Here is a 25,268-nt window from a genome sequence, read left to right as displayed (position 1 = left end):
TCGACGCCAGCAGATAAGGGGATTTCGATGACGGGGACGGAAACGGCCGGCGCACGGACGGCCGGGACGGCGGACGCGGAACGCGCCGCGCGGCAGCGTGCCGAGGAGCTGTACGCCACGGACCGCACCTGCGCGATGCTGGGCATCGCCCTGGAGGACGCCGGGCCGGGCCGGGCGACGGTGCGGATGCGGCTCGCCGACACCATGGTCAACGGCCACGGGACGGCGCACGGCGGCTTCCTGTTCCTGCTGGCCGACGCGGCGTTCGCGTTCGCCTGCAACACCCACGGTCCGGTGACCGTGGCACAGGGCGCCCAGGTCACCTTCCTGCGCCCGGCCGAGCCCGGCGACGAGCTGACCGCAGAGGCGGTCGAGCGGACCCGGTCCGGCCGCAGCGGCGTGTACGACGTCACCGTGCGGCGGCCGGACGGGACGGTCATCGCGGAGTTCCGGGGCCAGAGCCACATGGTGGGCCGGCCGGTCCGGCGGACGGACTGAGCAGGTCACTTCGGCGACCACCCCGGGTCACGGCCGAGGACCGCGAGCAGGCGGTCCTCGGTGCTCCCCTCGGTCAGCACGAGCGACGGCCGGAACGCCGCGCCCGGACGCTCCCGCGCCGGCCCCTCGGGCACCTCCGTGCGGGCCACCTCCGCCGCGGCGTCCAGCAGATCCGCGTCGTAGGCCGCCGGGACCCCGAGGGAGGCGGCCACGTCCCAGCCGTGCACCACGTAGTCGAGGAAGTGGAAGCCGATGGCGCGGGCGCCGCGGAAGCGCATCTCCGGGTGGATCTCCGGCAGCCAGAACTCGCGCTCCAGCACGCCGTCGGCGGCGAACGCGCCCAGCACCGTCCCGACGGCGTCGGCGTAGGCACGCCCCGGGTCCCGCAGCGGCTTCTCCTCCCACACCGACGCGTCGGAGGTCTCGCCCCAGGCGGCCGCGGCGAATCCCAGGTGCTGTGCCGTCATGTGGGCCAGCAGCCGGCGCAGCGACCAGCCCGCGCAGGGCGTCGGGTCGTCCCACTGGTCGGCACGGACCTCCGCGACGATCTCGGCGCTGCGCAGCACCGCACGGCGGTTGAGGTCGAGGACGCTCTCCTGGATGGTCATCGTCAGCCTTCTTTCCTGTGTCCGTTCTCGCGCCACCAGCGCCGGCCGGGCTCGGCCAGGGTCGCGATCGGGTCGTAGAACGGGTAGCGGCGGGTGAGCGCGTCCGGGTCGTCCAGCTCGATCCCGGTGCGGTAGTTCTTGGTCCAGTGCGAGATACCCAGCTCGCGGTCGTAGTCGGCGAGCTGGTGCACCCAGCGCTTGCCGACGTAGGGCACGTCGCAGACGATCCGCGGGGTGGCATAGCCCGGCAGGTAGCCCATGATCCGGTGCTGCAGTTCCTGCGCCTCCCAGACCGCGACCCGCCAGTGCTCGGCGTTGGGGATCATGTCGCACATGTAGAAGTAGTAGGGGAGGATGTTCGCCTCGCCCTGCAGGGCCATGCTGAGGTCGAGGAGCGCCCTGGGCGTGGTGTTGACGCCGCGCATCAGCACGCCCTGGTTGCGGATGTCCCGGACGCCGACGTCCAGGGCCACCCGGGCGGCCTCCGCCACCAGCGGGGTGACCGACTGGACGTGGTTGACGTGGGTGTGCACGGCGAGGTTGACCGACCGCCGGGCGGCCGTGCGGGCCACCCGCTCCAGGCCCTCGACCACCTGCCGCTGGAGCCAGTGCTGGGGCAGCCCGGCCAGGGCCTTGGTGGCCAGCCGGATGTCCCGGACGCTCTCCAGGTCCAGCAGCCGCATCAGGAACGACTCCAGGCGCGGCCAGGGCACGTTGGCCACGTCCCCGCCCGAGACGACGACGTCGCGCACCCCGGGCGTGCGCTTGAGGTAGTCGACGATCTGGTCCTGGCGGTCGGCCGGTGTCAGCGTGAGCTTGAGCTTGTCGACCTGCGGGGTGGAACCGCCCACCAGGTCCATGCGGGTGCAGTGGCCGCAGTACTGGGGGCAGGTGGAGACCAGTTCGGCGAGGACCTTGGTCGGGTAGCGGTGGGTCAGGCCCTCCACCACCCACATCTCGGTCTCGTGCAGCGAGTCCCGCTCGGCGTAGGGATGGCTGGGCCACTCCGGGTCCCGGTCGCTCGCCACCGGCAGCATGTACCGCCGTACCGGGTCGGCGAGGAAGGCCTCGGTGAACACGACCGGTTCGGCCGGCGCGTGCGGCGCCATGGTGTTGAGCATGTGCGGGGTCAGCAGGATGGACATCGTGGCGAAGCGTCGGCGGTCCTCCTCCAGGTCCTCGTAGAAGTGGTCCTGGAGCAACGGGCCCATCACGGCGCGCAGTTGCCGGAGGTTCTTCACGCAGTGGGCGCGCTGCCACTGGGCGTCGCGCCACTGCTCCCGGGTGATGTCGCGCCAGCCCGGGAAGCGCCGCCAGTCGGGCTCCACCAGGGTGACGCGCTCGTACTCGTACGGCTGCTGGGCCTCCAGTACGCCCGCTGCCGTGTCCCTCAGGGCTTCCATCTCAATCCTCAGCGTTCGACGTGGGCCGGTTGCGGTGCCGGCGGAGCACGCGCTCCACCAGTTCCTCGGCCGCCCCTAGGTAGTTGGCGGGGTCGAGCAGGTCGGCGAGTCCGGTGCCGTCGGGGAGTCCGCCGGCCGGGCCGGGTGCCGCCGCCAGCACCTCCTCGAAGGAGCGGCGGGAGGTGACGGCCTCGCGCGCGACGTCGGCCAGCAGCCGTTTCGCGGCGGCCTTGCCGAGCAGCGGTGCCAGGGCGGCGTTCAGCCGTTCGGAGACGACGGCGCCGCCGGTCAGGCGCAGGTTGCGGAGCATGCGGTCGGGAAAGACCGCGAGCCCCTCGGCGAGCGGCACGGCGGTACGGGCGGCGCCCGCGGCCAGCCGGAGCGCCTCGCGCAGCGGCTGCCACTCCGACTGCCAGCCGCCCGCGGAGCGTTCGTCCTCCGCGAGCAGGCTCTGCCCGAGGACGAGGGCCTGCGCGGGGGCCTGGCGGGCGGCGGAGACGATCATCGTGGCGAGTACGGGGTTGCGCTTCTGCGGCATCGCGGAGGACGCGCCGCTGCCCTCGGCGCCCGGTTCCGCCACCTCGTCCACCTCGGTGCGGGCCATCCCGAGGACGTCGACGGCGAACTTGCCGAGGCCGCCGGTGACGGCGACCGCGGCCCAGCCGAGGTCGGCCAGCGGGGTGCGGACGGTGTGCCAGGGCGCCTCGGGCGCGCGCAGGCCGAGTTCCCCGGCGAAGGCGCCGGTCAGCGCGGCCGCGTGACCCGCCGGGTCGACGCCCGCCAGCCGCGCGTACTCGTAGTACGCGGCGAGCGTCCCGGCGGCGCCGCCGAGCTGGACGGGCAGCGCCGCGCGCACCTGGCGGACCCGGTCGCTCGCGTCCAGCACCAGGGTGAGCCAGCCGGCCGCCTTCGCCCCGAAGGTGACCGGGACCGCGTGCTGGGTGAGCGTGCGGCCGGCCATCGGCGTCACGGCGTGCTCGGCGGCCAGCCGGGCCAGGGCGTCCGCCGTACGGCCCAGGTCGGCGTCGATCCGGGTCAGGGTCCGGCCCGCGAGCAGCATCGCGGCGGAGTCCAGGACGTCCTGGCTGGTGCCGCCGCGGTGCACGAACTCGGCGGCCGCGGGGTCGATACCGGCGACGGCGTCCGTGAGGACGCGGACGAGCGCGACGACCGGATTGGCCGAACCCCGGGCGTCGCGGGCGAGCCGGGCGACGTCCACGGGCCGGGACCGCACGGCGGCCTCGATCGGCGCGACGGCCCACTCGGGCACCACGCCGAGCCGCGCCTGGGCACGGGCGAGCGCCACCTCCACCTGGAGCATGGCCGCCACCCAGGCCTCGTCGGACAGTTCCTCGCCGTGGCCGGCCCACACCGGGGACAGCAGACCGGCGTCGCGGCCGGGGGCGCCGGTGCCCGGCAGGCGGTTCGAGGTCATCGTCACTCTCCTTCCACGGTGGCCACGGGCCGGGCCAGGCGGGTCGCCGCGCCCGCCGCCAGGCAAGCCCGTGCGATGGCGTCCGCGTCGCCGAGGATCACCGAGTCCGAGCCCGGCCGGATGCCCGCGGCGGTGGCCCAGTGGACCGACTCGGTCGGGATGCCGAAGGCGAAACGGCGCGGGTGCACGGCCCCGGACGCCTCCACCAGCCGGTACGGCTTCTGCGTGACCGTCAGCCCGCCCGTGCGGTGGTGCTGGTGCGCGGGGCCGGCGATCACGTAGGGGCGGGCGGCTCCCTGGGCCACGAGGTCGCGCAGCAGCGGATCCCGCGTCGTGCGCACGTCGACCTGCGGCAGGCGTGCCTCGACGAGCGTCGAGACCTCGTGCTCGGAGCCGGGGACGCGCGGGGAGGCGACGACGAACGCCTTGCCCTCGGGCGACGGGCGTACCGTCATGCCGGGGCCGACGACGTGCAGGACGCCTGCCTCGATGAGCGCGGTCATCTCCTCGATACGGCCGAGCGGCGGTCCGATGGAGACGTACGCGTTCAGCGGCGTGTACCAGGACTCCAGGTCGTCGCGGTAGGAGGCGCCGGTGATGCCGGAGTGGTCGACGACGAGCCGCACCTCGTTGCGCAGGTCGCGCATCACGTCCAGGGCGGCCTTCAGCGGACCCCGGACGTTGCCGCGGTGCGCCTCCCGGACGTCCTGGCGCAGATGGCCGAGCAGCCAGTCCCGGAAGTCCGCCGGATCGGTGAACTCCCGGTCGCCGTAGGGACGGGCGACGCGGTCCCAGTCCCAGCGCAGCCCGTCGGCGACCCCGAACCGCCGCAGCAGCGCGGGCTCGCCCTCCGGGCCGGTGGCGCCGCTCCCCGTGTCCGGGCCGACGGCCGCGCGGTACTCGCCGAGGAAGACGTCCGCGTCGTAGCGGCCGCGCTCCTGCGCGATCAGCGCGTGGTAGTAGACGGCCCGGACCTCCAGGTCGACCAGCGGCCACACGTCCCGGCCGAACCCGACCGGCTCGCCCGCGCCGCGCCGCGCCCGCAGCCCGGCGATGACCTGCTCGGTCAGGAACAGCGGGTGGTGCCGCCCGGTGGCTCCCTTCTGGTTCTCGCCGCGCGCGTGGTACGGCACGCCCCGCCGGGAGCCGGCGATCAGGACGGGTTCGTCGCCGGACGGCTGGTAGCGCAGCGTCCCGTCCCTGCGGGCGAAGGAGCCGCCGCGTCCGGTGGTGAGCAGGGCCATGTGGTCGAAGAAGTTCAGCCCCATGCCGCGCAGCGCGACCCGTTCCCCCGGGGCGATCCTCTCCAGCGCGGCCTCGGACGGGTTGCCGGGCGGGATGTAGCCGAGGCCGTGCCGCGCCGCGAAGGCGTCCAGCTCCCGTTCCCCCGCGGTCAGCGGCATGTCGACGTGGCCGACGGCCAGGACAACGGCGTCCAGGCCGGTCAGCCGGGTGCCGTTGGCCAGCGTGACCGTCTGCGTTCCGCCCGGTTCGTCGTGGACCGTGAGCGCTTCCGCGCCGTGCGGTTCGATCGCTATGTGCTCGGGGACGGTGCGCACCAGCCGGTCGAACACCCAGCCCAGGTAGCGCCCGTACAGGGCCCGGGTCGGGTACGAGTCCGGGCCGAGCCGTGCGGCCTCCTCGTACACGTGCGGCGGGTAGGGGACGTAGGGCTTCAGCCGCTCCAGCAGCTTCGCCCACTCGTACAGACTCGGGCCGTGCGAGACGGGACCCTCGCAGGTCACGCTCTCGTCGGTGAACATGGTCACCTGGGAGGCGACGGTGTTCATCAGCAGCATCGGGGGCTGGTTCACCCGCCAGACGCGGCTGCCCAGACGCAGGTACGGATCGACGAGATGCAGCACCGCCCGCTGTCCGGTGACCGTGGCGTTGGCGCAGACACGCTCGACGACGGACAGACCTCGCGGCCCGGCCCCGATCACACACAGGGTTGTGCCGTCGCTCTCCAGCATGCGGGAGTTCATCCTTCGCTCGATGTGACGACTTCGGACGGATCGGGGCCGGGCCGGTGAGGGCCCGGGAACCTCAGCCGCCGGCGGCGGCGCGGTCGGCGTCGCCGAGGAGGGTGGCCCAGCGGGTCCGCAGCTCACGCTTGAGGACCTTGCCGGTGACGCCGGTGGGGAAGTCGGCTAGGTCGCGCGCGACGATGACCTCGGCGAGCCGGGGCAGTCCGGCCGCGGCGAGCGCCTTGCCGGTCCGCTCGCGCAGTTCGCCGGCGGAGGGCTCCGCCACTCCGGGCTGGAGGCGCACCACGGCGATCGGGCGGTGTCCCCGGCCGTCCGGCGCGGGCACTCCGACGACGGCGCAGTCCTGGACCAGGTCGGCGCAGTCGGCGAGCAGCACCTCCTCGGCGGGGAGGCTGTAGACGGGGCCGTCCTCGGTGTCGATGACGTCCACGGTGCGGTCGAGGTGGTAGAAGTTGCCGTCCTCGTCCCTGCGGGCGACGTCACCGGTCAGCCAGTAGCCGTCGAGTTCGAAGCTGCGGGTCAGGTCGGGGTCGTTCCAGTAACCGGGGGTGCGCGAGGGGGTCTTGACGGCCAGCAGGCCGACCGTGCCGACGGGCACCTCGGCACCCTCGGTGTCCAGGACCGCGGCCGCGGTGACGACCTCGGTGGGCTTGCCGACGCAGCGGTCGTTGCGCTCCGACTCCGGCGTGGTGACCTGTCCGAAGAGGGCCATGCCCATCTCGGAGGAGCCGAGTCCGTCGATGAACTGCGAGCCGGGCAGCGGCTCCTCGCTGCTGTGGTCGCGGGGCAGCAGCCACGGCTTGATCAGGCCCGCGGGGCGCTCGCCTAGCTGCACCAGCCGCCGGATGTGGCCGTAGTGGGCGCCGTCGCCGGTGTTGAACCAGCTGTGCACCTTGGCGGCACCCCTGACGGGCAGCTCGCCCGTCGCCAGCTCGACGAAGGTGCGCGGGAAGGAGGCGACCATGGTCGGCCGGAAGGCCTCCATGACCGGTTCCACGGCCGTCCTGCGCCAGTCGCCCATGACCACGGTGGGCAGCCCGAGGAGGGTGGCGGTCAGGAAGTAGCTCAGTCCGCCGGCGTGGGTGTGCGGCATGAGGGACATCAGCCGGTCCTCGGGCTGCGCCGGGAACCGCTCCATGCGCGGCTGCTTGCCCTCCCAGAACTGCCGGTGGGCGAGCATCGTCGACTTCGGTGTGCCGGTGGTGCCGGAGGAGTGGATGAGGGCCACCACCTCGTCGGCCTCGTGCTGGTAGGGGTAGGCGTCGGGCAGCGCGCCGTCCTCCGGGTCGTACGCGCGTATCTCGGCGTTGGGCACGACGAACCGCGGGCGGCGCCGGTTGCCGTCGGCGCGGTAGGCCGCGACCAGCCGGGTCGGGTCGTCGGCGACCAGGCCGACCGCGCCGACGTGGTCGATGTAGCGGACGGCGGTGCGCTCCGGCATCGCGTTGTTGATCATCGCCGGGATCGCGCCGAGGGCGGTCAGCGCCAGGTAGTGGAGCAGCGGTTCGAGGCCCTCGGCGACGAACACCGCCACGGGCTCGCCCGGCCGCACTCCGTTGGCCCAGTACCAGCGCGCGTACCGGTCACGCAGCGCGGCGAGGTCGGTCAGGCTGTGGCCGCGCAGGACGACCTGGCCCCGGTGGTCGGTGGAGTGGCTGTAGGCGTACGGGACGGTGCGGTGCGGGTTGGCCTCCAGTGCCTTCTGGAGGAAGTTGCCGGCGCCCAGCGTCGGGTCGGCCATGAACTGCTGGCGTACGGACAGCGGGGCTATGGGGCTGGGGGCGGTCACAGTGCTCTCCCTGAGGTCGGTTGCTGGTCGGCGGCCTCGGCGGCAGCCCGGTGGCCGGAGCGGATGGCGCCCTCCATCAGCCCGAAGAACGCGGTGCTCGTCTCGGTGCCGGCCCAGTGGACGCGGCCGTGCGGACGGGTCAGTCCCGGGCCCCGGGCGATCCAGTCGCCGGGACCGAACAGGGCCGCGTAACAGCCCTGGCTGTAGGGCTCGTTCAGCCAGTCGGTGACGTGGAAGCCGATGGGTTCGGGCAGGCCGGGAAAGAGGCGGCCGGCCTGGGCGACGGCGGCGGCGCGCTGCTCGGCCAGGGGCAGCGCCGCATACCGTCTGGCCTCCTCGCCGGTGACGAACCCGGTGAGGACGCCCACGCCGCCGGGCGGCGAGTCGTCGACGGTGGACAGCAGCGGTCCGTCCGAGCTGACCGACCATCCGGACAGGCCCGTCTCCCGCCACAGCGGCGCGGGGTGCACCAGGTGCACCTTGACCGCGCAGCCGGGTGCGGTGCGGTCGCCGGAACGCGGCGCGGGCAGGGCCGGCCGGAAGTCGATCCGGTCGGCGAGGACCGGCGGTACGGCGATGATCACGGCGTCGCCGCGGTAGGAGGTGACCGCGGTCCCTACCGTGACGCCGTCGTCGTCCTGCGTCACGGCGAGCACCGGTTCGCCGAGTCGGACGCGGTCCCCGAGCCGGGCGGCGAGGACCTCGCACAGCCGGTGGGCGCCGCCGTCGATCCGTGACTCCTGGGCGCCGCCGGCGAAGGCGTTGAGGTAGCGCAGGCCGCCTCCGGAGCGCAGGTAGAACGCCATGTGCAGGACGGAGACGTCGGCGGGGTCGGCGGCCATCATCTCGCCGAGGAACAGCGGGAAGAACAGCCGGGCGTCGGCGTGGGTGAGGTGCTCCTCGGCCCACTCGGCGGCCGTGGTCGCGTCCAGGCGCTCCGCGTCGGGGGTCAGCCAGGGCGCGTCGACGCGGACCGTGCGGGTCACCTCGTCGAGCAGGTCGAACAGTTCGCCGAGCGCGACCCCGCTCAGCGGCGGGAAGCGGCCCGGCACGCTCTGCGCGTCCGGGGTGCGCGCGTCACCGGTGGTGAGGGCGAAGCGGCTCGCGCCCTCCATGGCGGTCGGTACCGCCTTCAGGTCCGTGTCGGCCATCAGCGCCAGCAGTTCGGTGTGGCGCTCGCCCAGGTAGGCGGCGCCCGCGTCGGCCCAGTCGCCGTCGGCCACCTCGATGCCGTGCGTGCGGCCGCCCACGCGGTCGCGTGCCTCCAGCACCTGGACGTCCACGCCGCGTGCGGCGAGATCATGCGCGGCGGTGAGGCCCGCGAGGCCCGCGCCGACGACCAGGGCCCTCATCGGGTGACGCCCTCGACCTTCTTGGCCAGCGAGCCCGGTGTGGGTGCGTCCAGGAGGTCCTCGAACGACAGCTCCACCCCGCGGGTCCGGGCGACGGCGCTCAGCACCCGCGTCCCGAGCAGGGAGTCGCCGCCCAGCAGGAAGAAGTCGGAGTCGGCGGTGACGCCGTCCGTCTCCAGTACGCGTCGGAAGATCTCGACCATGTCGTCAGAACTCATCGGCTGTCCTCGTCTGTGATGCCGTGGATGTCATCGGGGCGCCGCCGCCGTGGTGCCGGGCGGTGCGGTGTGCCGTCAGCCCCGGGTGCGCGTCGGCGCGGCCGCCGGGGCGTGGCGGTGATGGGTCGCGGCGCGGTCGACCTTGCCGCTGGCGGTGTAGAGCAGTTCGGGTACGACGGTGAGCCGGTGCGGGATGAGGTGGTTCGGCACGGTCTCGCGCAGGTACGCCAGGACGTCCTGGGTGAGGGTGCCGGTCGCGTCGTCGTACGCGTCGGCCACGAGGTAGGCGGCCATGGTGGTGCGGCCCGCGCTCTGCGTCCCCACCACGGCGGCGGCGCCGATCGCCGGGTAGGCGGTCAGCAGTGCCTCGACCTCGGCGGGGTCCACGCGGATTCCGCGCACCTTGATCTCCGCGTCGAGCCGTCCCTCGTGGACGAGGAGGCCGTCGGGCCGCCGGGCGGCCCGGTCGCCGGTGCGGAACCAGCGCTCGGGTGCGTCCCGGCCCGGCCGGGTCACGAAGCGCTCGGCGGTGGCCTCGGGCAGGCCGGCGTAGCCGAGGGCCACCGCGGGCCCGGAGACGAGGAGTTCGCCGTCCGCGCCGATGTCGTCGCCGACGTGCGGCAGCGCGGCGCCGATGGGCACCCGGCCGTCCCCCCACCAGGCGCCGTCGCCCGGCGCCAGCGGGCCGTGCAGGTCGACGGCGTGGGTGATCAGGGTGGTCTCGGTGCAGCCGTAGGTGTTGACCAGCCGGACGTGTCCGGTTCCCAGCGCCCGCCAGTCGGCGAGGCGGGCCGGGCTCACGGCCTCGCCGCCGATGACGACGGTCCGCACCGAGCCGGGCAGGGCCGCGCCGTCCTCGGCCAGGTGCCGGACGAGTTCGTGCCAGAACGCGGTGGGCAGGTCGAGCACCGTGACGCGTTCGGCGGCGACGGCCCTGAGCAGCCGGGGCAGCGAGCCCGTGTAGGCCTCGTCGTGGAAGACCAGGGTCGCGCCGGATGTCAGGGCGGGCAGGATCTCCTCGAAGCAGGTGTCCCAGTTGAGCGACGCGAACTGCAGGACGCGGTCGGCGGGCACCAGGTCGAAGAGTTCGCGCAGCGAGGCGACCGAGGCGTCGATAGCGCGCCGCGGGGTGAGGACCGGCTTGGGCGCGCCGGTGGAGCCGGAGGTGAACAGGGTGTACGCGGGCCGTTCGGGGTCGACGGGGCCGGGGACGGCGGCCGGCCGGTCCCCGGCCCGCGGGGCCGGGTCGGCGGACAGGACGCGCCGGACGCCCCGCGTGCCCTCGGGCGGCCGGGCACCGGGCCGGGCGGCTATCACGGCCGTGCAGCCGGCGGCCTCCAGCAGGGCCCGCTGCCGGGCCGCGGGGAAGGACGGGTCGACGGGGCAGTAGGTGCCGCCGGCGGCGAGTACGCCCAGCAGCGCGGTGACGGTGGCCGGCGACCGGTCGGTCAGCACGCCGACGGCCCCGGGCGACGGACCGAGTCGTGCCGCCGTCGCCCGGATCCGCAGCAGCAGCTCCGCGTAGCTCAGTTCCCGCCCGTTGTGAGATATCGCCGGTTCATCGGGACGTTCGTGGGACATCCTGGTCAGGATGTCGAGTAAGTCCGTCATCGGATTCGCTTTCCATGAGGCGTCGTGACGGCTGCTCTGGAAGGGCCGGATAATTCTGGATCGAATACCGATCGATCTCGGCCAGGTTCGGCATCGACGCTAACACCGCGGCACCCCTCGGAGTCAACCAAAATAATGCTGTGAGCCGACTCACAGCGGAATGCATAATTCCTCTGCGATTCATCGCCTACGAAGCGCCCCGAGGCATGGTTGCACGGAGATCGCCAATGGGGTATGAAGTGAGGAAATACCCGAAGGAGGGCGGTCCGGCATGACAGAGCCGTTTCAGGTGCGCATCGTTGTACGCGGATACGAGCTCGACACCCAGGGGCACCTCAACCAGGCCATCTACCTGCAGTATTGCGAGCACGCACGCTGGGAGAGCCTCCGCGCGGCAGGCATTTCCCAGGACAAGTTGATTTCCACCCGAATTGGCCCGGCCGTGTTGGAGAACACCATGCGGTTCCGGAATGAACTGCGTGGTGGTGACGAGGTCGACGTGACCTGCAAGTGGGTGTGGGGAGACGGCAAGATCTTCCACGTCGAGCAGCAGATCGTTCGCTCCGACGGCGTGCTGGCAGCAGAACTCTCCAGCGTCGCCGGCCTTATCGATCTGGACCGGAGGAAGCTGATCGACAATCCCGCCGATCATTTCTTCAAATTGGCGGAGCGCCCCGAATTCATGGGGTTCTGACCGCCGCCTCGCACCCAGGCGCCGGCGCCCGCGGGGAGACTTCAGCCGCTCATCGCGGCGGGTCCCCGCGGGCGCTTTCCGTTGTCCGGGCGGACGCATTCTCTTTTCGTGGCGATTCTCCGTTCGTCTCCTTCGTCCCGGGCCGCCGAGGGGCGGCCTGGGACAGGGCCAGCACGGCCCGTCCGATGTCGGTGCCCCGGCTGCCGAGCGGCTCGGCGTACCGGCCGAGCACCTGGTTCTCCCACGCCAGCTCCGACTGCGGCAGTCCCGCCGTGCGCCGCTGCGCGTGGTAGTGCCGGGCGAGCGCGGCCCGGCGCAGCACCATCGCGACGATCTGCCCGTCGAGGTTCTCCAGCAGGGCCCGCATGTCGGCGCCGTCCGCGCGCCCCGCGTCCTCCGCTGCCGCCGCCTCCGCCTCCGCCGGGACGGCACGCGACCGGCCGGTGCCGTGCGGTGCCGGCTGCCCCGTGCCGTGCGAGGCCGGCTGACCCGTGCCGTGTGCCGCCTGCTGGCGCCTGGACTCCACCTGTGCGCTCACAGCAGCTCGGGCTCCCCGGCCGTGACCCGGGTGACGAACTCCAGCCGCCCGATGGCCTCCTGGGCCAGTGCGAGTGCCTTGTCCGCGGTGGCGGCACCGGCCCGGGCCTGGGCCAGCCGGGAGTCGGAACTGCGCAGGCCGCGCAGCCGGTCCCCGGCCCGGCCCAGCACCTCCACCCGCACGCCGTCGGGGTGCGGCCCGTCCGCGCCGGCGACCTCCACGAGGACGCCCGCGGCGGGCGCCCCGGCGAACCAGATGGCCTCGCCGCGCCGGTGCCGGGAACCGGCCAGGGCGGCGCGCAGGTCGGGGAGCACCCGCTCGCCCGTGCACTGGCGCAGCTGGTACTCGACCAGGTCCACGCCGGTGGCGTCGGTGACCATGTTCCAGATCTCGTCACCGCCGACCCGCAGATGCGTCTCGATGACGCGGGGGCCGTGTTCGGTGAGCACCACCTCGGTGTGGGTGGGCCCGAACTCCACGCCCAGCGCGTCGAGCGCCCGGACCAGGTGCGTGCGGATCTCCTCCTCCTGGCCGGTGTCGAGCGGCGCGGGCATCACGTGGCCGAGCTCCACCAGACTGGCCGGGTCGGAGTACTTGCGGGTGAAAGCGACGGGCACGTGCTCGCCGCCCTCCGAGAAGGCCTCCACGCTGTACTGCGCTCCGGGGAGGAAGGCCTCGACGACGACCTGGGCCTCCGGCCCGGCACCGTCCGTACCGTCCAGGCCGCGGGCCCGCGCGAACGCGGCCGGCGCCTCCTCGGCCGAGCGGATCACCGAGACGCCCGTACTGGCCGTGCCCCGGCGGGGTTTGACCACGCACGGGTAGCCGTGCTCGGCGGCGAAGGCGACCAGCGCGTCCGCGTCGGGCACCTCGGCGGCGGGGATCGACTCCACGCCCGCCTCGGCCAGCCGCCGCCGCATGGCGAACTTGTCGAAGACCAGCCGCACGGTCTCCGGCGTGTGCGTGGCGACGCCCAGGGCCCGGCCGGCCTCGACCGCCGCCTCCTGGCACTGGTCGCCGAAGGTCGCGATGCGCGTCACCGGCTGCACGGCGTGGACGGCGCGCGCCAGTTCGGTCCACTCCGCGGCGGGCGCGTCGGCCCCGACCGCGACGATCCGGGCGTGCTCCCCGGCCTCCTCCACCTTCGCCAGGTGGTCGATCCGGCACAGCACGCTCGTCGAGTACGTGCGGCCCAGTCGCTTGCCCCGGGCGCGGATGCGGCCGGGGATGTCATATCCGTTACCGAAAATCAGGATGTGTTCTGACATGGTGTTACTTCTTCCGATGATCAGTCATGATTCGGCTCGGTGGTCACAGTGATCTTTCCGGCGAGCTGCCGGGCGAGCGCCAGGGCGGCCGCGGTGTCCGGGCCGGTGACCAGGACCTGGCCGACCCGGTCCCAGCTCGCCCGCAGCGGCCGTACGGTGCCGCCCACCTCGACCGCGACGTCCAGCCCGACCACGCCCTCGTGGGTGCGGGCCTCCTCGACGCCCTCGACGCCGGTGACCCGGCCCGGCTGAGCGGTGAGGAAACAGGTCGCGGCTGCGGCGCGGGCCGGTGGGGGCGCCTCGATCGCGGGCAGCACCCCGGCGGCCCAGCCGACGGTGTACGTCTCGATGTCGACGCCGTACGCCGCCTCGACCAGCTCCATGATCCGGTCGCCGCCGGGCCGTCCGTGCGACTCGATCACGCGGGGACCGCGCGAGGTCAGCTTCACCTCGGTGTGCGCGGGACCGTGGCGCAGCTGAACCGCGTCGAGGAACGCGCCGACACAGTCCCGTACCGCCTGCTCGTCCGCGGCCGGCAGGCGGGCCGGCAGAGCGTGCCCGGACTCGACGAATCCGGCCGCGGTGCTCTTCTCGGTGACGGCGAGCAGGACGTGCCGGCCGTCGAAGCTGAGCGACTCGACGCTGTACTCCGGCCCGTCCAGGTACTCCTCCATCAGGAAGCGCCCCACCGGGAAGTAGGCGGCGAACGGATGCCCGGTGCTGCCGCGCAGCGCGGTGATCGCCTGCCAGGCGTCCTCGGCCGCTTCCGGCGTCTCGACCAGGCGCACCCCGAAGCTGGCGGCCGCGTCCACCGGCTTGACGATGAAGGGATGGCCGTACCGGGCGCCGAACCGCTCCAGCGCGGCCCGGTCCTCGGCCACCGCGGCGGCGACCGCGCCGGGCCCGCCGGCCAGGTGCGCCCGCATCTCCGCCTTGTCGCGCATCAGCCGGGCGCACAGGTGGGTGTTGCCGCGCAGGCCCAGCGCGTCGCAGATCAGGCCGACGGGCTCCACGCCGGGCTCGGTGATGGTCGCCACGCCCGAGAAGCCGAAGACCTGGTGCGCGGCGGTCACCAGGGGCCGCAGGACCGACCAGTCGGTGTAGTCGGCCAGCAGCGCCGCGCGGACCAGCTCCGCGTACTCGGGCCGGTACTCGTCGGGACGCTGGACGTTGACGACGTCCAGGCCGAGTCCGCGGGCCTTGCGGACGGTCTCCAGCCGGCCGCCGATGAGCAGCACCGTGCGGCCTTCGCCGCCCGCCGCCGCGGGAACTCCCCCGTCCGAACCCATTCCCCCGTCTCCCTTCCCTTCAGTCCCTGGTCAGTTGGTGGTCGGCCGCGTCCACGGTGTCCGGCACCGCGTCACCCTGGGCGGCCAGGGTGCGCTCTCCCCACCGCACGACCGGCACCATCGCCAGGCCGGCCGCGACGAAGAGGGCGCCGAGCAGGATCCAGCCGGGCGCGCCCCAGTAGACGAGCAGCCCGGTCAGCGCGAGCGGACCGACGATCTCGGCCACCGTCAGCCCGGACCCGAAGAACGCCTGGTACTGGCCGTGCTTGCCGTCCGGCGCGAGACCGAAGCTGATCTCCCAGCTGCCGGCCATCTGCATCATCTCGCCGACCGTCTGCACCCCCGCGGCGGCGATCAGCAGCAGCACCGCCGACCAGGCGGAGTCACCGCTGCCGGAGAACGCGAAGACGACGCAGCCCGCGCCGAGCAGCAGCCCGCCGCGCACCACGTAGCGCGCCCCGCTCGCCAGGTCGGTCACCCCGCGCGCCACGCGCACCTGGAGGACCACGACGGCAAGCGTGTTGAGCACGAACATCACCGACAGCACCCACTTGGGGGCGTCGGTGTGCCCGACGATCCACAGCGGCAGCGCCACGTCGATCAGCGGCACGTGCAGCACGAGGACGAGGTTGAGCAGGCTGACGGCGACGTAGGGCCGGTCCCGGAACACCGTCTTCGTCCGCTCGCCGTCGGCGGGCGCCGGGGTGGGGGCGATGGGCGGCACCCGCCACAGCACCGCGGCGGCCACCGCGAAGGCCGCGGAGTTGAGCGCGAACGCCGCGAGATAGGCGCCGTGCGTGTCGAAGAGCAGCACCACGCCGCCGAGCGCTGCGCCCACGGAGAGCCCGGCGTTGTAGCTGGCCTGGAGAACGGCGCGGACCTTGGTGAGGTTCTCCTTCGGCACCACTCCGGCCAGCAGGGCCTGCTGGGCCGCGGAGCCGCTGCGCTGCCCCACCGCGTACAGGCACGCCGACAGCACGAACAGCGGGAAGGAACGCACCACCAGGTACGAGCCGACGGCCACCGCCGCGCACAGGAAGAAGAACACCGCCGTCCCCCGCGCCCCGCGGCGGTCGGCCACGTGTCCCAGCGGCACGCTCAGGGCCAGCGCCACCGTCCACGCGATGGTCAGCCCGAGGCCCAGCTGGGCCGCGGACAGGCCGACGACCTGGGTGAAGAACAGGGCCGCGGTCACGTAGTACGCGCCGTCGCCGGTCCTGCTGATCAGCTGGGCCAGGGCGAGCGTGCGCGCCGGTCCGGCCGGAGGGACGAGGCTCTTCGGGTTCATGTGGCTCCTTGGGCGGGCCCGCCGGGTCGTGGGCTCACCGTTGCAGTGGGGGGACGGTCATGGGGCGATCGGGCCGAGCGCCTCCACAGCGGCCGTCAGCTGGGAGGTCTCGTGGAGTGCGGAGAGCGCGAAGCGGATGAGCCCGGTGCCCTTCGCGACGGTCGGGAAGAAGGCGGGCAGCACCAGGACACCGGCCGCGCGCAGCCGCCTCGCGGCCTCGAACGCCGCCTGTTCGGTGGCGAAGTGCGCCCCGCGGACGGGCGAGCGCTGACCGGCGCTGACGAGCCTGCCGTCGGTCAGCTCGTCGAACAGGGCGGCGTTCCCCCACAGCCGCTCCTGCAGCCGGGCCACCTCGCCGCTCAGGTGCAGTCTGGCCGCCGCCACGTCCGCCGCGAGCAGCGGCAGCATGATGGAGTGTCCGAAGACCAGCGGGTTGGCGAACTTGCGCAGCACCCGCACGTCCTCCTCGCCGGGCAGCACGACGAACCCGCCGGCGCCGCCGAAGGCCTTGGACAGCGAGCCGACCAGCACCACGTTGGCGGGCAGTCCGCCGGTGAAGGCCTCGTAGGCGTAACCGGCGCCGTGTGGGCCGTCGATGGAGATGCCGTGCGCGTCGTCGACGTACAGCAGTCCGCCGGCCTCGGCGAGCGACCGGGCGAGGGTGTCGACGTCGATCAGGCCGCCCATCGAACCGACGCCGTCGACCAGCGCGATGGGGGTGCGGCTCTGCTCCCGTGCGTCGGCCAGCCGTGCCTCCAGGGTCCGCGGGTCCGCCAGGTCGAACCGGCGCACCGGGCCGATCTGCTCCAGGACGCCGCGCAGGACCTGCATCGAGGCGTGGGCGGTCTTCTCCATCAGGAACACCGGGCCGGCACCGGCGACCGGATAGCCGGGGAGCGTGCCGTTGCCCAGCAGCGGCAGCACCCCGAGGTGGACGTTGCTGACGGAGGTGAAGGGCACCACCGGCCGGCCGCCGTAGATCCGGCTCAGCAGGTCCTCCAGCTCCCCCAGGTACACCGGGCGCATCCGGTTGCGCGAGGAGGAGAAGTGCACGCCGAACCGGCTCATCGCGTCCTGCGCGGCCGCGACCAGATCCGGGTGCTCCTCCAGGCCCAGGTAGGAGCAGGAGACGAACTCGACGGCGCGGCTGCCGTCCGCGAGCTCCACCTCCTTGCCGTGGCGCCCGGTGATGACGTGCCCGGTGAGCCCCTCGTCGAAGGCGCGGTCCAGCGAGTCGGTGGTCCTGTCGATGCGGGCGGCGACCCAGTTGGCGGGCTTGGCGCCGCTCAGCTCGTCGGTGATCACGCGTTCTCCTCAGGGTCGGCGGGGGAGGCTGCGGGCAGTTCCGCGAACAGCCCGGCGCACACGTCCCGGAACTGTTCGAGCCGGTCGCCGAAGACACCGGACAGCTGGTGCAGATGGCGCTCGAAGTCCTGCTCGTCGCCGTCGCGGGCGAGAGCGCGCAGTCGGTCCACGCCGTGCGCGAGCGCGTCGCGGGCGTCCGAGGCGTACGGGTTGGCGGACTGGATGTCCCAGTAGACCTCCGGGGTGCCGGAGGAGATCCGGGCCAGCAGCGCCAGCAGGGTGGTGTGCGGCGGCGGCGCGACGGCCGCCAGTTCCGCGATGTCCGCGCCGAGTCCGGCCAGGGCGTGCCCGAAGGCCAGCACGGTGGCGTGGGTGAGGGCCTGGGACACGGCGGCCAGCCGGTCGTGGCGTTCGGCGTCCAGCCGTACGACGTGTGCGCCGCCGCCGGTGACCAGGGCGAGCAGTTCGCCGACGAGCGGGCCGTCGCGCAGGACGACCGCGGCCACCGGGCGGCCGGGCAGGCCGAGCGCCGGGGCGAACATCGGGTTGAGGCCGACCGCCTGGTGGTCCGGCAGCCGGGCGGTGACCGCCTCGGCGATCCGGGTCTTCACCGACAGCGTGTCCGCGAGCAGTGCGTGCCGCGGCAGGACGCCGGCCAGGGGGGCGGTCGCGGCCAGCGCCACCGGCTCGGGCACCGCGAGCACGAGCAGGTCGCAGGCGGCCAGTTCGGCGCGCAGCGCGTCGTCCGGTGCCGTGATGTCGGCCTTGAGCGCGCGGACGCCGGGCCGGGCGGCGCCGGCGGTCTCCGGGTCGGCCGCGCAGACGTCGAGGCCGGCGTCGGCGAGCACGGCGGTGAACAGGCGGCCCACCGCGCCGGATCCGCCGGCCACCACGCAGCGCCGCAGTCCGGGCCCGGCCGGTGCGGGCGGGTGCGCGCTCATGCGGCCCCCGTCCCGCCGCCGGGCGTGCTGCCGGCGATCGCCGCCGTCATCGTCCGGGACTTCACGAGGGTCTCCTCGTACTCCTCGACCGGGTCGGACAGGGCGATCACGGCCCCGCCGACGCCGAAGGACGCTCCCTCCGGGGACGCCACGATGGTCCGGATGACGATGCTGAGGTCGGCGGCGCCGCTCAGCGAGAACCAGCCGAGCGCGCCCGAGTAGACGCCCCGCGGGCCCTCCTCCAGCCGGTCGATGATCTCCAGGGTGCGCAGCTTGGGCGCCCCGGTCATCGACCCGCCGGGGAAGCAGGCCCGCACGCAGTCCACCGCGGACGTGCCCGGACGCAGGGTGCCGCGCACGGTGCTGACGAGCTGGTGCACGGGCGGGTAGGTCTCCACGTCGAAGAGCTTGGGCACGTGCACGGACCCGACCTCGCACACGGTGTTGAGGTCGTTGCGGAGCAGGTCCACGATCATCAGGTTCTCGGCGCGGTCCTTGTCGCTGGAGCGCAGGTCCCGCGCCAGCGCGGCGTCCTCCTCGGGCGTGGCGCCGCGCGGCCTGGTCCCCTTGATCGGCTTGGACTCGGCGGTCCCGTCGACGCCGATGGACAGGAACCGCTCCGGCGAGGCGCTGAGCACCGCCACTCCCGGGAAGTCCAGCAGGGCTCCGTAGGGGACGGGGCTGATGCCGCGCATCAGGCGGTAGGTGTCCAGCGGGTCGAGCACCGTGGAGGTGGTGACCATGTTGGTGAGGCAGATCTCGTACGACTCGCCGTTGCGGATCTCCTCCAGGCACTCGTCGATCCGGGCCAGGTAGTCCCCGCGGCCGTGCCGGGGCACCAGGGACGCGGCGGCCAGCGGGAGCGCGTCGACCAGCGGGCTCCGCGGCCGCGGGACCTCCGCGGGCAGCACGTCGAGCCGGCCCGCGGTGCTGTCCAGCCACTTGAGGGCGTCCGGGTCGTCCGGCGCGGTGCCCAGGCACAGCAGGTAGGTGGTCTGCTCGGCGTGGTCGACGGCGATCGCCCGGTCCGCGAAGAGCAGCGCGGCGTCCGAGGTGGGCGAGGTGTGCGCGGCGGCGGCGCCGGTCTCGGCCTTCAGTTCGTAGCCGAGGTAGCCGACGTAGCCGAGGTTGAAGGCGAACGGCAGCGAGTCGTCGGCGGGTACGGCGCGGCGCCGCAGCTCCGCGTCGAGGTAGCCGAAGAAGCCCTGGGACAGCACCTCGTCGGGCCGTCCCGCCCGCTCCACCCGCACGGTCCGGGTGCCGACCCGGTAGGTGACGTACTCCGCGAGCGGGCCGGTGCCGTCCCCGAGCACGGAGAAGCGGGCGTTGCCGTCGGCGTGGGAACCGCTGTCCAGCCAGAAACTGTGCCGCTTGCCGGCGAACAGCTCGGCGTAGGCGGCCGCGGTGTCGGGCGCGCCGGGCAGTCGGCGCACCAGCAGGTGGTACGGCGACGGGGTCGCGGCGGGGGCCTGGGCGCGGCGGGCGCGGGTCAGGTCGCGGAAGTTGCCGAGGAGTTCGCGGCCGTACTCGGTGGAGATGGACTCGGGATGGAACTGCACGCCCCACACCGGCTCGGTGCGGTGGCGCAGTCCCATCAGGACGCCGTCCTCGGTCCAGGCGATGCCCTCCAGGTCGTCGGAGAGCGAGGTGACGGTCAGCGAGTGGTAGCGCACCACGGAGAAGGGCGAGGGAAGTCCGGCGAAGATGTCCGTCCCGTCGTGGCGGACCGCGGAGACCCGGCCGTGCATCGGTTCGGGCGCGTGCTCGACCGTGCCGCCGAACAGTTCGGCGATGCCCTGGTGGCCGAGGCACACGCCGAGCACGGGCAGGCCGGACTCGCGGATCGCGCGGGCGCTCACGCCGAAGTCCCGCTCCCGGCCGGGGCGGCCGGGCCCCGGCGACACGACGACGTTGTCGTAGTCGCCGAGGTGCAGCGCGGACCAGTCGACGTCGTTGCGGACGACGGTCGGCGGCTGGCCGTTCACCTCGCCGAGCAGCTGGTAGAGGTTGTAGGTGAAGGAGTCGTAGTTGTCGATGAGGAGCGTGCGCACCGGGTGAGTGGTCATGATCCGTCGCCCGTGGCCTGCGTGGGCTCCGCGCCGATGACGATGTCCTCGACCCGGCAGGTCTCCTCGATGACCAGGTCGTAGAGGCGGCGCAGGAACGTCTGGTCGACGCCGTACTCGGCGCCGTAGCGGGCGGCGCGTTCCTGCACGATGCCGATCCGGTGCGGCTGCATCATCGGCACCGCGTGCTCGCGCTTGTGCTCCGCGATCCGCACGCAGCACTCGATGCGGTCCCGCAGGGTGTCCAGCAACCGGACGTCGATCCGGTCGAGTTCGGCACGGAGTCCCGCCAGTCCGGCCTCGGCAGTCGAGGTCGTGGTCATGCTCGTGCTCCCGTCGTCTGCCGTGCGGTACGTCGTCGTGGAGCGGGGCCGCCGCTCCTGGTCGAGGTGGCTCTCGGCGTCCGCGAACGCGCCGGTCCCGGCGAGCAGGTCCGGCACCACCTCGCGCTGCGCGTCCCCGTGCTCGATCGCCAGGCCGCCGCCGACGCGGAGCAGCCGCGCCGCGCACGCGACGACGGCGCGGATGACGTCGAGTCCGTCGGTGCCCGCGAAGATGGCCCGGGCGGGGTGGTGCCGGCCCCATTCCGGCAGCAGTTCGGTGCCGGTGGGCACGTACGGCGGGTTGGCGAGCACCAGGTCCACGCGGCCGTCGAGGGCGGCGAGCAGTTCCGGGTCCGTGACATCCCCCGCGTGCACGGTGACCGGAGTGTCGCCCGCCGCCGCCCGCGCGGCGGCGTTGTGCCGCGCACAGGCGAGCGCGGCCGGGTCGAGGTCGACGGCGTGCACCTCGGCGTCGGGCCGGGCGTGCGCGAACGCCAGGGCGAGCGCGCCCGAGCCCGTGCACAGGTCGACCACGACGGGCGCCCGTTTCCCGCGCACCGCCGACAGGCCCCAGGCCAGCAGGAGTTCGGTGGGGAACCGGGGGACGAACACGTCCTCGGTGACGGCGACCTCGATGCCGCCGAGCCGGGCCCGCCCGGTGAGATGACCGAGCGGGATCCGGGCGGCGCGGCGCGCCACGAGGGCGCGCAGTTCGGCCGCGGCGGCCGCGGGCACCGGCCGCCCGGCGGGCTCCAGGGGTCCGTCCGGAAGACCCAGCACATGGGCTGCCAGGGCTTCCGCGTCCTCCCGCGGGCTCCACACCCGGGCCTCGGCGAGCGTGCGCTCCGCTTCCCGGAGCAGGGCGTCGAGGCGCTCGTCCTCGACGTGCTGAGCGAGTGACTGGTCGGGCACGGTCCGTCGGTCCTTTCCCCGTGGTCGTGTCAACTGGCGGCGGCCGCGTGGCTGGCCGCGTAGTAGTCGCGCAGTGCCTGGGCGATGGAGGGGTGGATGCGCGAGGAGGCGAGCAGCTCCGGCGGCGGGGTGAAGGCCGGGTCGAACTCGTCCGCGATCCGGGTGTAGGCCACGCGCAGGTAGTGCTCGATGGTGAACGGCCACTCGACGGGCACGGTCCAGTTGGACTCGTAGCCGGTGGCGAGCATGTGGGTGACGGTCGCCTCCACGATCTCCTCGCGGCTGAGCGGCTGGATCGGCGAGCGGACCGGGCGGAACAGGTCCAGTTCGATGCCGGGTTCCTCGCCCAGCAGGAGAGCGGTCATCTCCCGGGCGAGCAGCGGGGACAGGGTGAGTCCGTCGCGGTAGGTGCCGGTCATCATCCACAGGCCCGCGAGTTCCGTCTCACCGAGCAGCGGCATGCCGTCGAGGGCGACGGGCCGGTTGCCGACCTGGATCGCGCGCACTCCGCTCTCGCCGAGGTTGCGGCGGACCTGGCGGTTGCCGCAGTTGAGCAGGAAGAGCACGTCCGAGATGAGCGGGGTCTCGCGCGGCTCGGGCGAGATGATGTTGGTGGCGCCCACGTAGACGTGTCCGGCGCCGCGCGGGACGACGTGCAGCCCGCACGCGAAGGCGCGGTTGGGCGTGCGGATGACACTGCGCGGTGCCGTGCCGTCCTCGGTGTCGACCAGGGCCGAGACACCGTACCCGCTGATCAGCCGCGGGATCCGGGCCGCCTGGTCGGGGACCGTGTCCAGGACGGCCTGGGACGCGGAGCCGGCGGCCAGCACCAGCTGCTCGGTGGCCAGTACGGTCCCGGAGTCCAGTTCGACGCCGCGCACCCGGCCGTCGGCGTGGTCCACCCGCACCGCCTGCTCCGGGATCAGCGTGCCGCCTGCGGCGAGGAACGCCGCCTCCAGCTGCGCCAGCAGCGCGTGGGCGTTCACGGCGTGCTCGTTGGGCAGGTACATCGCCTGCAGCGGACGGGCGGTGGGCTCGGCGTCGAGCCACTCGATGTCCTCGGCATCGATGTCCTCGAACTTCTCGCCGTACTCGATGAGGGTGTTGCGGATCGCCTTGAAGTTCTGGGTGTCGATGTCGGGCACGCCGACGGTGTTCAGCATGACGACGGTGCCGTGGGCGGTCAGCAGGTCGGTGCCGTCGGAGTCGGGCGCCAGGCCGGCCAGCCACTCGGGCCACAGCTTGCTTGCCTGGTAGGCCCAGTCGAGCTTGGTGCGGCCGTAGTCGCTCTTGAGCAGAGTGGTGGTGACCTCGCCGAACGTGCCGAGCATGGCACCCGCGGCCGAGGACGCCGCCTTGGGCCGGTGCGGACGGCCGAGCACGGCCACGTTCAGGTCGCGACGGGCCAGGGTGAGGCCGAGGGACAGGCCGAGCGAGCCGTTTCCGACTACGACTACGTCGTGGAAGCGGTTGTCCTCGGACATGGTTGCGGGCACCAGGATGTTCCCTTCGGGTCGGGCCGGGAGTGTGACGTGGATGAAGGCGTGAAGGACGTGGAAGTCGTGGGAGATACGGGCTCATGACAGCCGGATGTCCGGCCGCCGACACCTCGGCCCGCCTGTCTCCCGCCCTGCGGACGGTCAAGGGCCCGAGTTCGTCTCGGTCAACGTCGCACCGTGAGCGAAACACACCTGCGAGGGCGTCCCCAACGCTTTTAGCCCCCGCTAAAACCGACCTAGGACCGCTGTCCTCGGCGGTTTCTCCGTCCGCTCGGGCGAGCGGCGGTCAGGCCGACAGGCGTCCGGCGCCGGGCGCCACGGCGCCCCGTACGAGCGCCTCGCCGGTCTCGGTGAGCGAGTGGATGACCCTGCGGCCGTGGCGTCGGCTCGTCACCAGGTCGCACTCGCGCAGCACGGCGACGTGCTGGCTGATGGCTCCGGGAGTGACGTTGATGGCCTCGGCCAGGTCGCCGGTGGAGGCGGGTACCAGCAGAGCCTCGAGCACCGCGGAGCGGACGCCGCCGAGCAGCGCGGCCAGCGGGCTGGGCTGGTCGGAGGTGTGCCGGTGCCACATCTCCTCGACGCCCGTCCTCGGGTAGACGATCATCGACTGCTGCGGCGGTGTCATGGTGAGCACCTCGGGCCCGCAGAACACGCTCGGTACGAGCACGATGCCCCGGCCGCCCAGGTCCTCCTGGTAGTCGTAGGCGCTGCGCACCGTGAGTTCCTGGTCCCGCCAGGCGATGCGCGGGTTCAGGGAGGAGAACACGGGGGCCGCGCCGGAACCCTCTATCACCTGCATGCGGGAGCGGATGTCGGACTGCAGTCCGCCGTGCAGCCGCCGCCAGTGCGGCTCCAGCGCGAGGTCCCAGTAGGTCTGCAGCAGATCCGTGATCAGGGCGATGGCCTGGGCCGGCTGGGCCAGCATGTGCCGGTGCAGCGCGGCCGCCTCCTGACGCCAGGTCACGGGCGTGCCGGGGTCGGCGGCCATCCAGGACACCTCGGCGACGAAGTGTTCGCTCGGGGTCGCGCGGACCATCTCCAGCTCTTCGGCGATCTTCCGCGGCCCGGTGCCGTCCGGCGGCGGGGTGAGGAAGTCCGGGATGTATCCGGTGGGCGGGATCAACGCGCGTAGCGGCAGGAGGTCCATGGTCCGCAGCCGCGCGCGGACGTCGTCGGCCCACGGCTGGTGCCGCCTTCTGCGCTCGGCCGAGCCCAGCATGCGGATGCTGTATACGGCCTCCCCCAGCGGAGAGGGCGAGAATCGAACCCTTGCGATGTCGTCCACGGTCGCCGAGAAGCGGATCATGTTTCCCCCATGTCCCCGTTGATGCCGCTCCGGTAGATGGCGCAGCGGCACACGGAAGACGATAGGACGCCGCAGTGACAGCCGAGGCGCTCCGATGGCGCGAATTCACCTGACCCGATCCCGCACGGAAGCACGCATTCCCAGACGTGGCGCACCGCGTCCCGCCTGGTGAGCACTCCCCGCAGTTGGCCGGAACCACTACGTCCGGTGTCGGACGTACCGGGCATTCAAGGTGATTCCGGCGCACGGCGGTGACGGAGCGCTCGACCGGAGAGATCAAGGAGTGACGGACGCCCGAGATCGACGCGGCCGGGCGAGCGGCTGCGGCGCGGACCGCAACCGGAGCCCACCGGCAGGCGATGGCGTGAATACGACCCTCCGCCGGACGCCGGCCCGGCCGCGCACGCGACGGGATCCCGCAGGCGGGGCCGTACCGCTCCGTCCGATACGACGGACGCGGACCCCGGCGCCAACCGGACCTACGGGAAGGAAAAGTGTGATCAGTGCGAAAGTGCCCGGAACCGGACTTGAACCGGTACGCCCGCGAGGGGCAGCGAGGTTTAAGCTCGCCGTGTCTGCATTCCACCATCCGGGCAGGCCATGGGCTTCGCAACGAGATTCCGAGCCTATCGGGAGGCGTCCCCCGAACAGCGGACGGACGACCCGATGTTGTCTTATTTTATTGACGTCTGAGGGTGCATCAGCCACCGGAACGGGCCATCCGCACTTGCCAATAGCGTTACGCGCGGTGGGTGCGCACGTACGTGGAATGACGGAATTTCACCGTCCGAACAAGGGGGCTCCACCTGTTCTCGACGGACGGACCTCAGGGTCCGCCGTCATCCCCAGGTATGACGCGGCGCCCTCCGGTCCCCCCTCGGTCGCCCCCCGGAACCGGAACTGCGGCTGACTACACGGGCCCGATCGGCCGGGA

The 25,268-nt window shown here is 73.2% G+C and carries 20 protein-coding genes and 1 tRNA gene; 2 read left to right on the top strand and 19 right to left on the bottom strand.

Annotated features, from left to right (window positions below):
• Nucleotides 1–27 precede the first annotated feature (27 nt).
• Complete coding sequence (paaI, locus tag ACIQOE_RS29090) at nucleotides 28–498, top strand: hydroxyphenylacetyl-CoA thioesterase PaaI (RefSeq protein WP_399012681.1); 471 nt, start codon at nucleotides 28–30, stop codon at nucleotides 496–498.
• A 5-nt stretch (nucleotides 499–503) separates the two neighbouring features.
• On the opposite strand, the gene ACIQOE_RS29085 is transcribed toward paaI, so the two are convergent.
• The 8 genes from ACIQOE_RS29085 to ACIQOE_RS29050 all read right to left on the bottom strand — a co-directional run bounded on the left by ACIQOE_RS29085 (nucleotide 504) and on the right by ACIQOE_RS29050 (nucleotide 10,902).
• Nucleotides 504–1,106, bottom strand: a complete 603-nt coding sequence (locus tag ACIQOE_RS29085) for a TIGR03086 family metal-binding protein (RefSeq protein ID WP_362644446.1) — start codon at nucleotides 1,104–1,106, stop codon at nucleotides 504–506.
• Between the two features lie 2 nt (nucleotides 1,107–1,108).
• Nucleotides 1,109–2,509, bottom strand: coding sequence for a lysine 2,3-aminomutase (locus ACIQOE_RS29080; protein WP_351320897.1), 1,401 nt, complete (start codon nucleotides 2,507–2,509; stop codon nucleotides 1,109–1,111).
• 1 nt (nucleotide 2,510) lies between these two features.
• Nucleotides 2,511–3,944 carry an adenylosuccinate lyase family protein gene (locus ACIQOE_RS29075; RefSeq protein ID WP_401414661.1) on the bottom strand — a complete coding sequence of 478 codons (1,434 nt, stop codon included), beginning with the start codon at nucleotides 3,942–3,944 and terminating at the stop codon, nucleotides 2,511–2,513.
• Nucleotides 3,945–3,946: 2 nt separating this feature from the next.
• Nucleotides 3,947–5,917 carry an FAD/NAD(P)-binding protein gene (locus ACIQOE_RS29070; RefSeq protein ID WP_401414659.1) on the bottom strand — a complete coding sequence of 657 codons (1,971 nt, stop codon included), beginning with the start codon at nucleotides 5,915–5,917 and terminating at the stop codon, nucleotides 3,947–3,949.
• 73 nt (nucleotides 5,918–5,990) lie between these two features.
• Nucleotides 5,991–7,721 carry a class I adenylate-forming enzyme family protein gene (locus ACIQOE_RS29065; RefSeq protein ID WP_365562970.1) on the bottom strand — a complete coding sequence of 577 codons (1,731 nt, stop codon included), beginning with the start codon at nucleotides 7,719–7,721 and terminating at the stop codon, nucleotides 5,991–5,993.
• Complete coding sequence (locus ACIQOE_RS29060) at nucleotides 7,718–9,073, bottom strand: flavin monoamine oxidase family protein (protein ID WP_401414657.1); 1,356 nt, start codon at nucleotides 9,071–9,073, stop codon at nucleotides 7,718–7,720. Before ACIQOE_RS29060 ends, ACIQOE_RS29065 begins: the two co-directional genes overlap by 4 nt.
• A complete protein-coding gene (locus ACIQOE_RS29055) occupies nucleotides 9,070–9,291 on the bottom strand; it encodes a phosphopantetheine-binding protein (RefSeq protein WP_401414655.1) in 222 nt (73 codons plus the stop codon). Before ACIQOE_RS29055 ends, ACIQOE_RS29060 begins: the two co-directional genes overlap by 4 nt.
• Nucleotides 9,292–9,366: 75 nt before the next feature.
• Nucleotides 9,367–10,902: an amino acid adenylation domain-containing protein gene (locus tag ACIQOE_RS29050; protein WP_351320909.1), complete on the bottom strand. Its 1,536-nt coding sequence runs from the start codon at nucleotides 10,900–10,902 to the stop codon at nucleotides 9,367–9,369.
• Between the two features lie 271 nt (nucleotides 10,903–11,173).
• On the opposite strand from ACIQOE_RS29050, the gene ACIQOE_RS29045 reads away from it, so the two are divergent.
• Nucleotides 11,174–11,596: an acyl-CoA thioesterase gene (locus ACIQOE_RS29045; RefSeq protein WP_399012676.1), complete on the top strand. Its 423-nt coding sequence runs from the start codon at nucleotides 11,174–11,176 to the stop codon at nucleotides 11,594–11,596.
• Between the two features lie 49 nt (nucleotides 11,597–11,645).
• On the opposite strand, the gene ACIQOE_RS29040 is transcribed toward ACIQOE_RS29045, so the two are convergent.
• The 11 genes from ACIQOE_RS29040 to ACIQOE_RS28990 form a co-directional block, all read right to left on the bottom strand.
• Complete coding sequence (locus ACIQOE_RS29040; protein ID WP_365562980.1) at nucleotides 11,646–12,134, bottom strand: hypothetical protein; 489 nt, start codon at nucleotides 12,132–12,134, stop codon at nucleotides 11,646–11,648.
• Complete coding sequence (locus tag ACIQOE_RS29035) at nucleotides 12,131–13,402, bottom strand: ATP-grasp domain-containing protein (protein ID WP_351320915.1); 1,272 nt, start codon at nucleotides 13,400–13,402, stop codon at nucleotides 12,131–12,133. Before ACIQOE_RS29035 ends, ACIQOE_RS29040 begins: the two co-directional genes overlap by 4 nt.
• Before the next feature lie 20 nt (nucleotides 13,403–13,422).
• The gene (locus ACIQOE_RS29030) at nucleotides 13,423–14,691 is read right to left on the bottom strand and encodes an ATP-grasp domain-containing protein (protein ID WP_365562985.1); all 1,269 of its coding nucleotides are present in this window, start codon (nucleotides 14,689–14,691) and stop codon (nucleotides 13,423–13,425) included.
• 19 nt (nucleotides 14,692–14,710) lie between these two features.
• Nucleotides 14,711–15,979: an MFS transporter gene (locus ACIQOE_RS29025; protein WP_351320919.1), complete on the bottom strand. Its 1,269-nt coding sequence runs from the start codon at nucleotides 15,977–15,979 to the stop codon at nucleotides 14,711–14,713.
• 57 nt (nucleotides 15,980–16,036) lie between these two features.
• Entirely contained in the window at nucleotides 16,037–17,284 is a 1,248-nt protein-coding gene (locus ACIQOE_RS29020) for an aminotransferase class I/II-fold pyridoxal phosphate-dependent enzyme (RefSeq protein WP_401414651.1), read from the bottom strand.
• Nucleotides 17,281–18,225, bottom strand: coding sequence for a prephenate dehydrogenase/arogenate dehydrogenase family protein (locus ACIQOE_RS29015; RefSeq protein ID WP_401414649.1), 945 nt, complete (start codon nucleotides 18,223–18,225; stop codon nucleotides 17,281–17,283). The genes ACIQOE_RS29020 and ACIQOE_RS29015 overlap by 4 nt, the downstream gene beginning before the upstream one ends.
• Nucleotides 18,222–20,291, bottom strand: a complete 2,070-nt coding sequence (gene pabB, locus ACIQOE_RS29010) for an aminodeoxychorismate synthase component I (protein WP_399012674.1) — start codon at nucleotides 20,289–20,291, stop codon at nucleotides 18,222–18,224. Before pabB ends, ACIQOE_RS29015 begins: the two co-directional genes overlap by 4 nt.
• The gene (locus tag ACIQOE_RS29005; RefSeq protein ID WP_351320927.1) at nucleotides 20,288–21,526 is read right to left on the bottom strand and encodes a HemK family protein methyltransferase; all 1,239 of its coding nucleotides are present in this window, start codon (nucleotides 21,524–21,526) and stop codon (nucleotides 20,288–20,290) included. The genes pabB and ACIQOE_RS29005 overlap by 4 nt, the downstream gene beginning before the upstream one ends.
• Nucleotides 21,527–21,555: 29 nt before the next feature.
• Nucleotides 21,556–23,022: an FAD-dependent oxidoreductase gene (locus tag ACIQOE_RS29000; RefSeq protein WP_351320929.1), complete on the bottom strand. Its 1,467-nt coding sequence runs from the start codon at nucleotides 23,020–23,022 to the stop codon at nucleotides 21,556–21,558.
• Between the two features lie 289 nt (nucleotides 23,023–23,311).
• Nucleotides 23,312–24,334 carry a DUF5937 family protein gene (locus tag ACIQOE_RS28995; protein ID WP_351320931.1) on the bottom strand — a complete coding sequence of 341 codons (1,023 nt, stop codon included), beginning with the start codon at nucleotides 24,332–24,334 and terminating at the stop codon, nucleotides 23,312–23,314.
• A gap of 512 nt (nucleotides 24,335–24,846) precedes the next feature.
• Nucleotides 24,847–24,929, bottom strand: a tRNA-Leu gene (locus ACIQOE_RS28990).
• Nucleotides 24,930–25,268: the final 339 nt, after the last annotated feature.

Source organism: Streptomyces sp. NPDC091282, assembly GCF_044757385.1.
In the GTDB taxonomy this organism is placed as follows: domain Bacteria; phylum Actinomycetota; class Actinomycetes; order Streptomycetales; family Streptomycetaceae; genus Streptomyces; species Streptomyces gramineus.
Note: the sequence above shows the minus strand (reverse complement) of the source record. Positions and strands in the feature narration are given on the sequence as shown.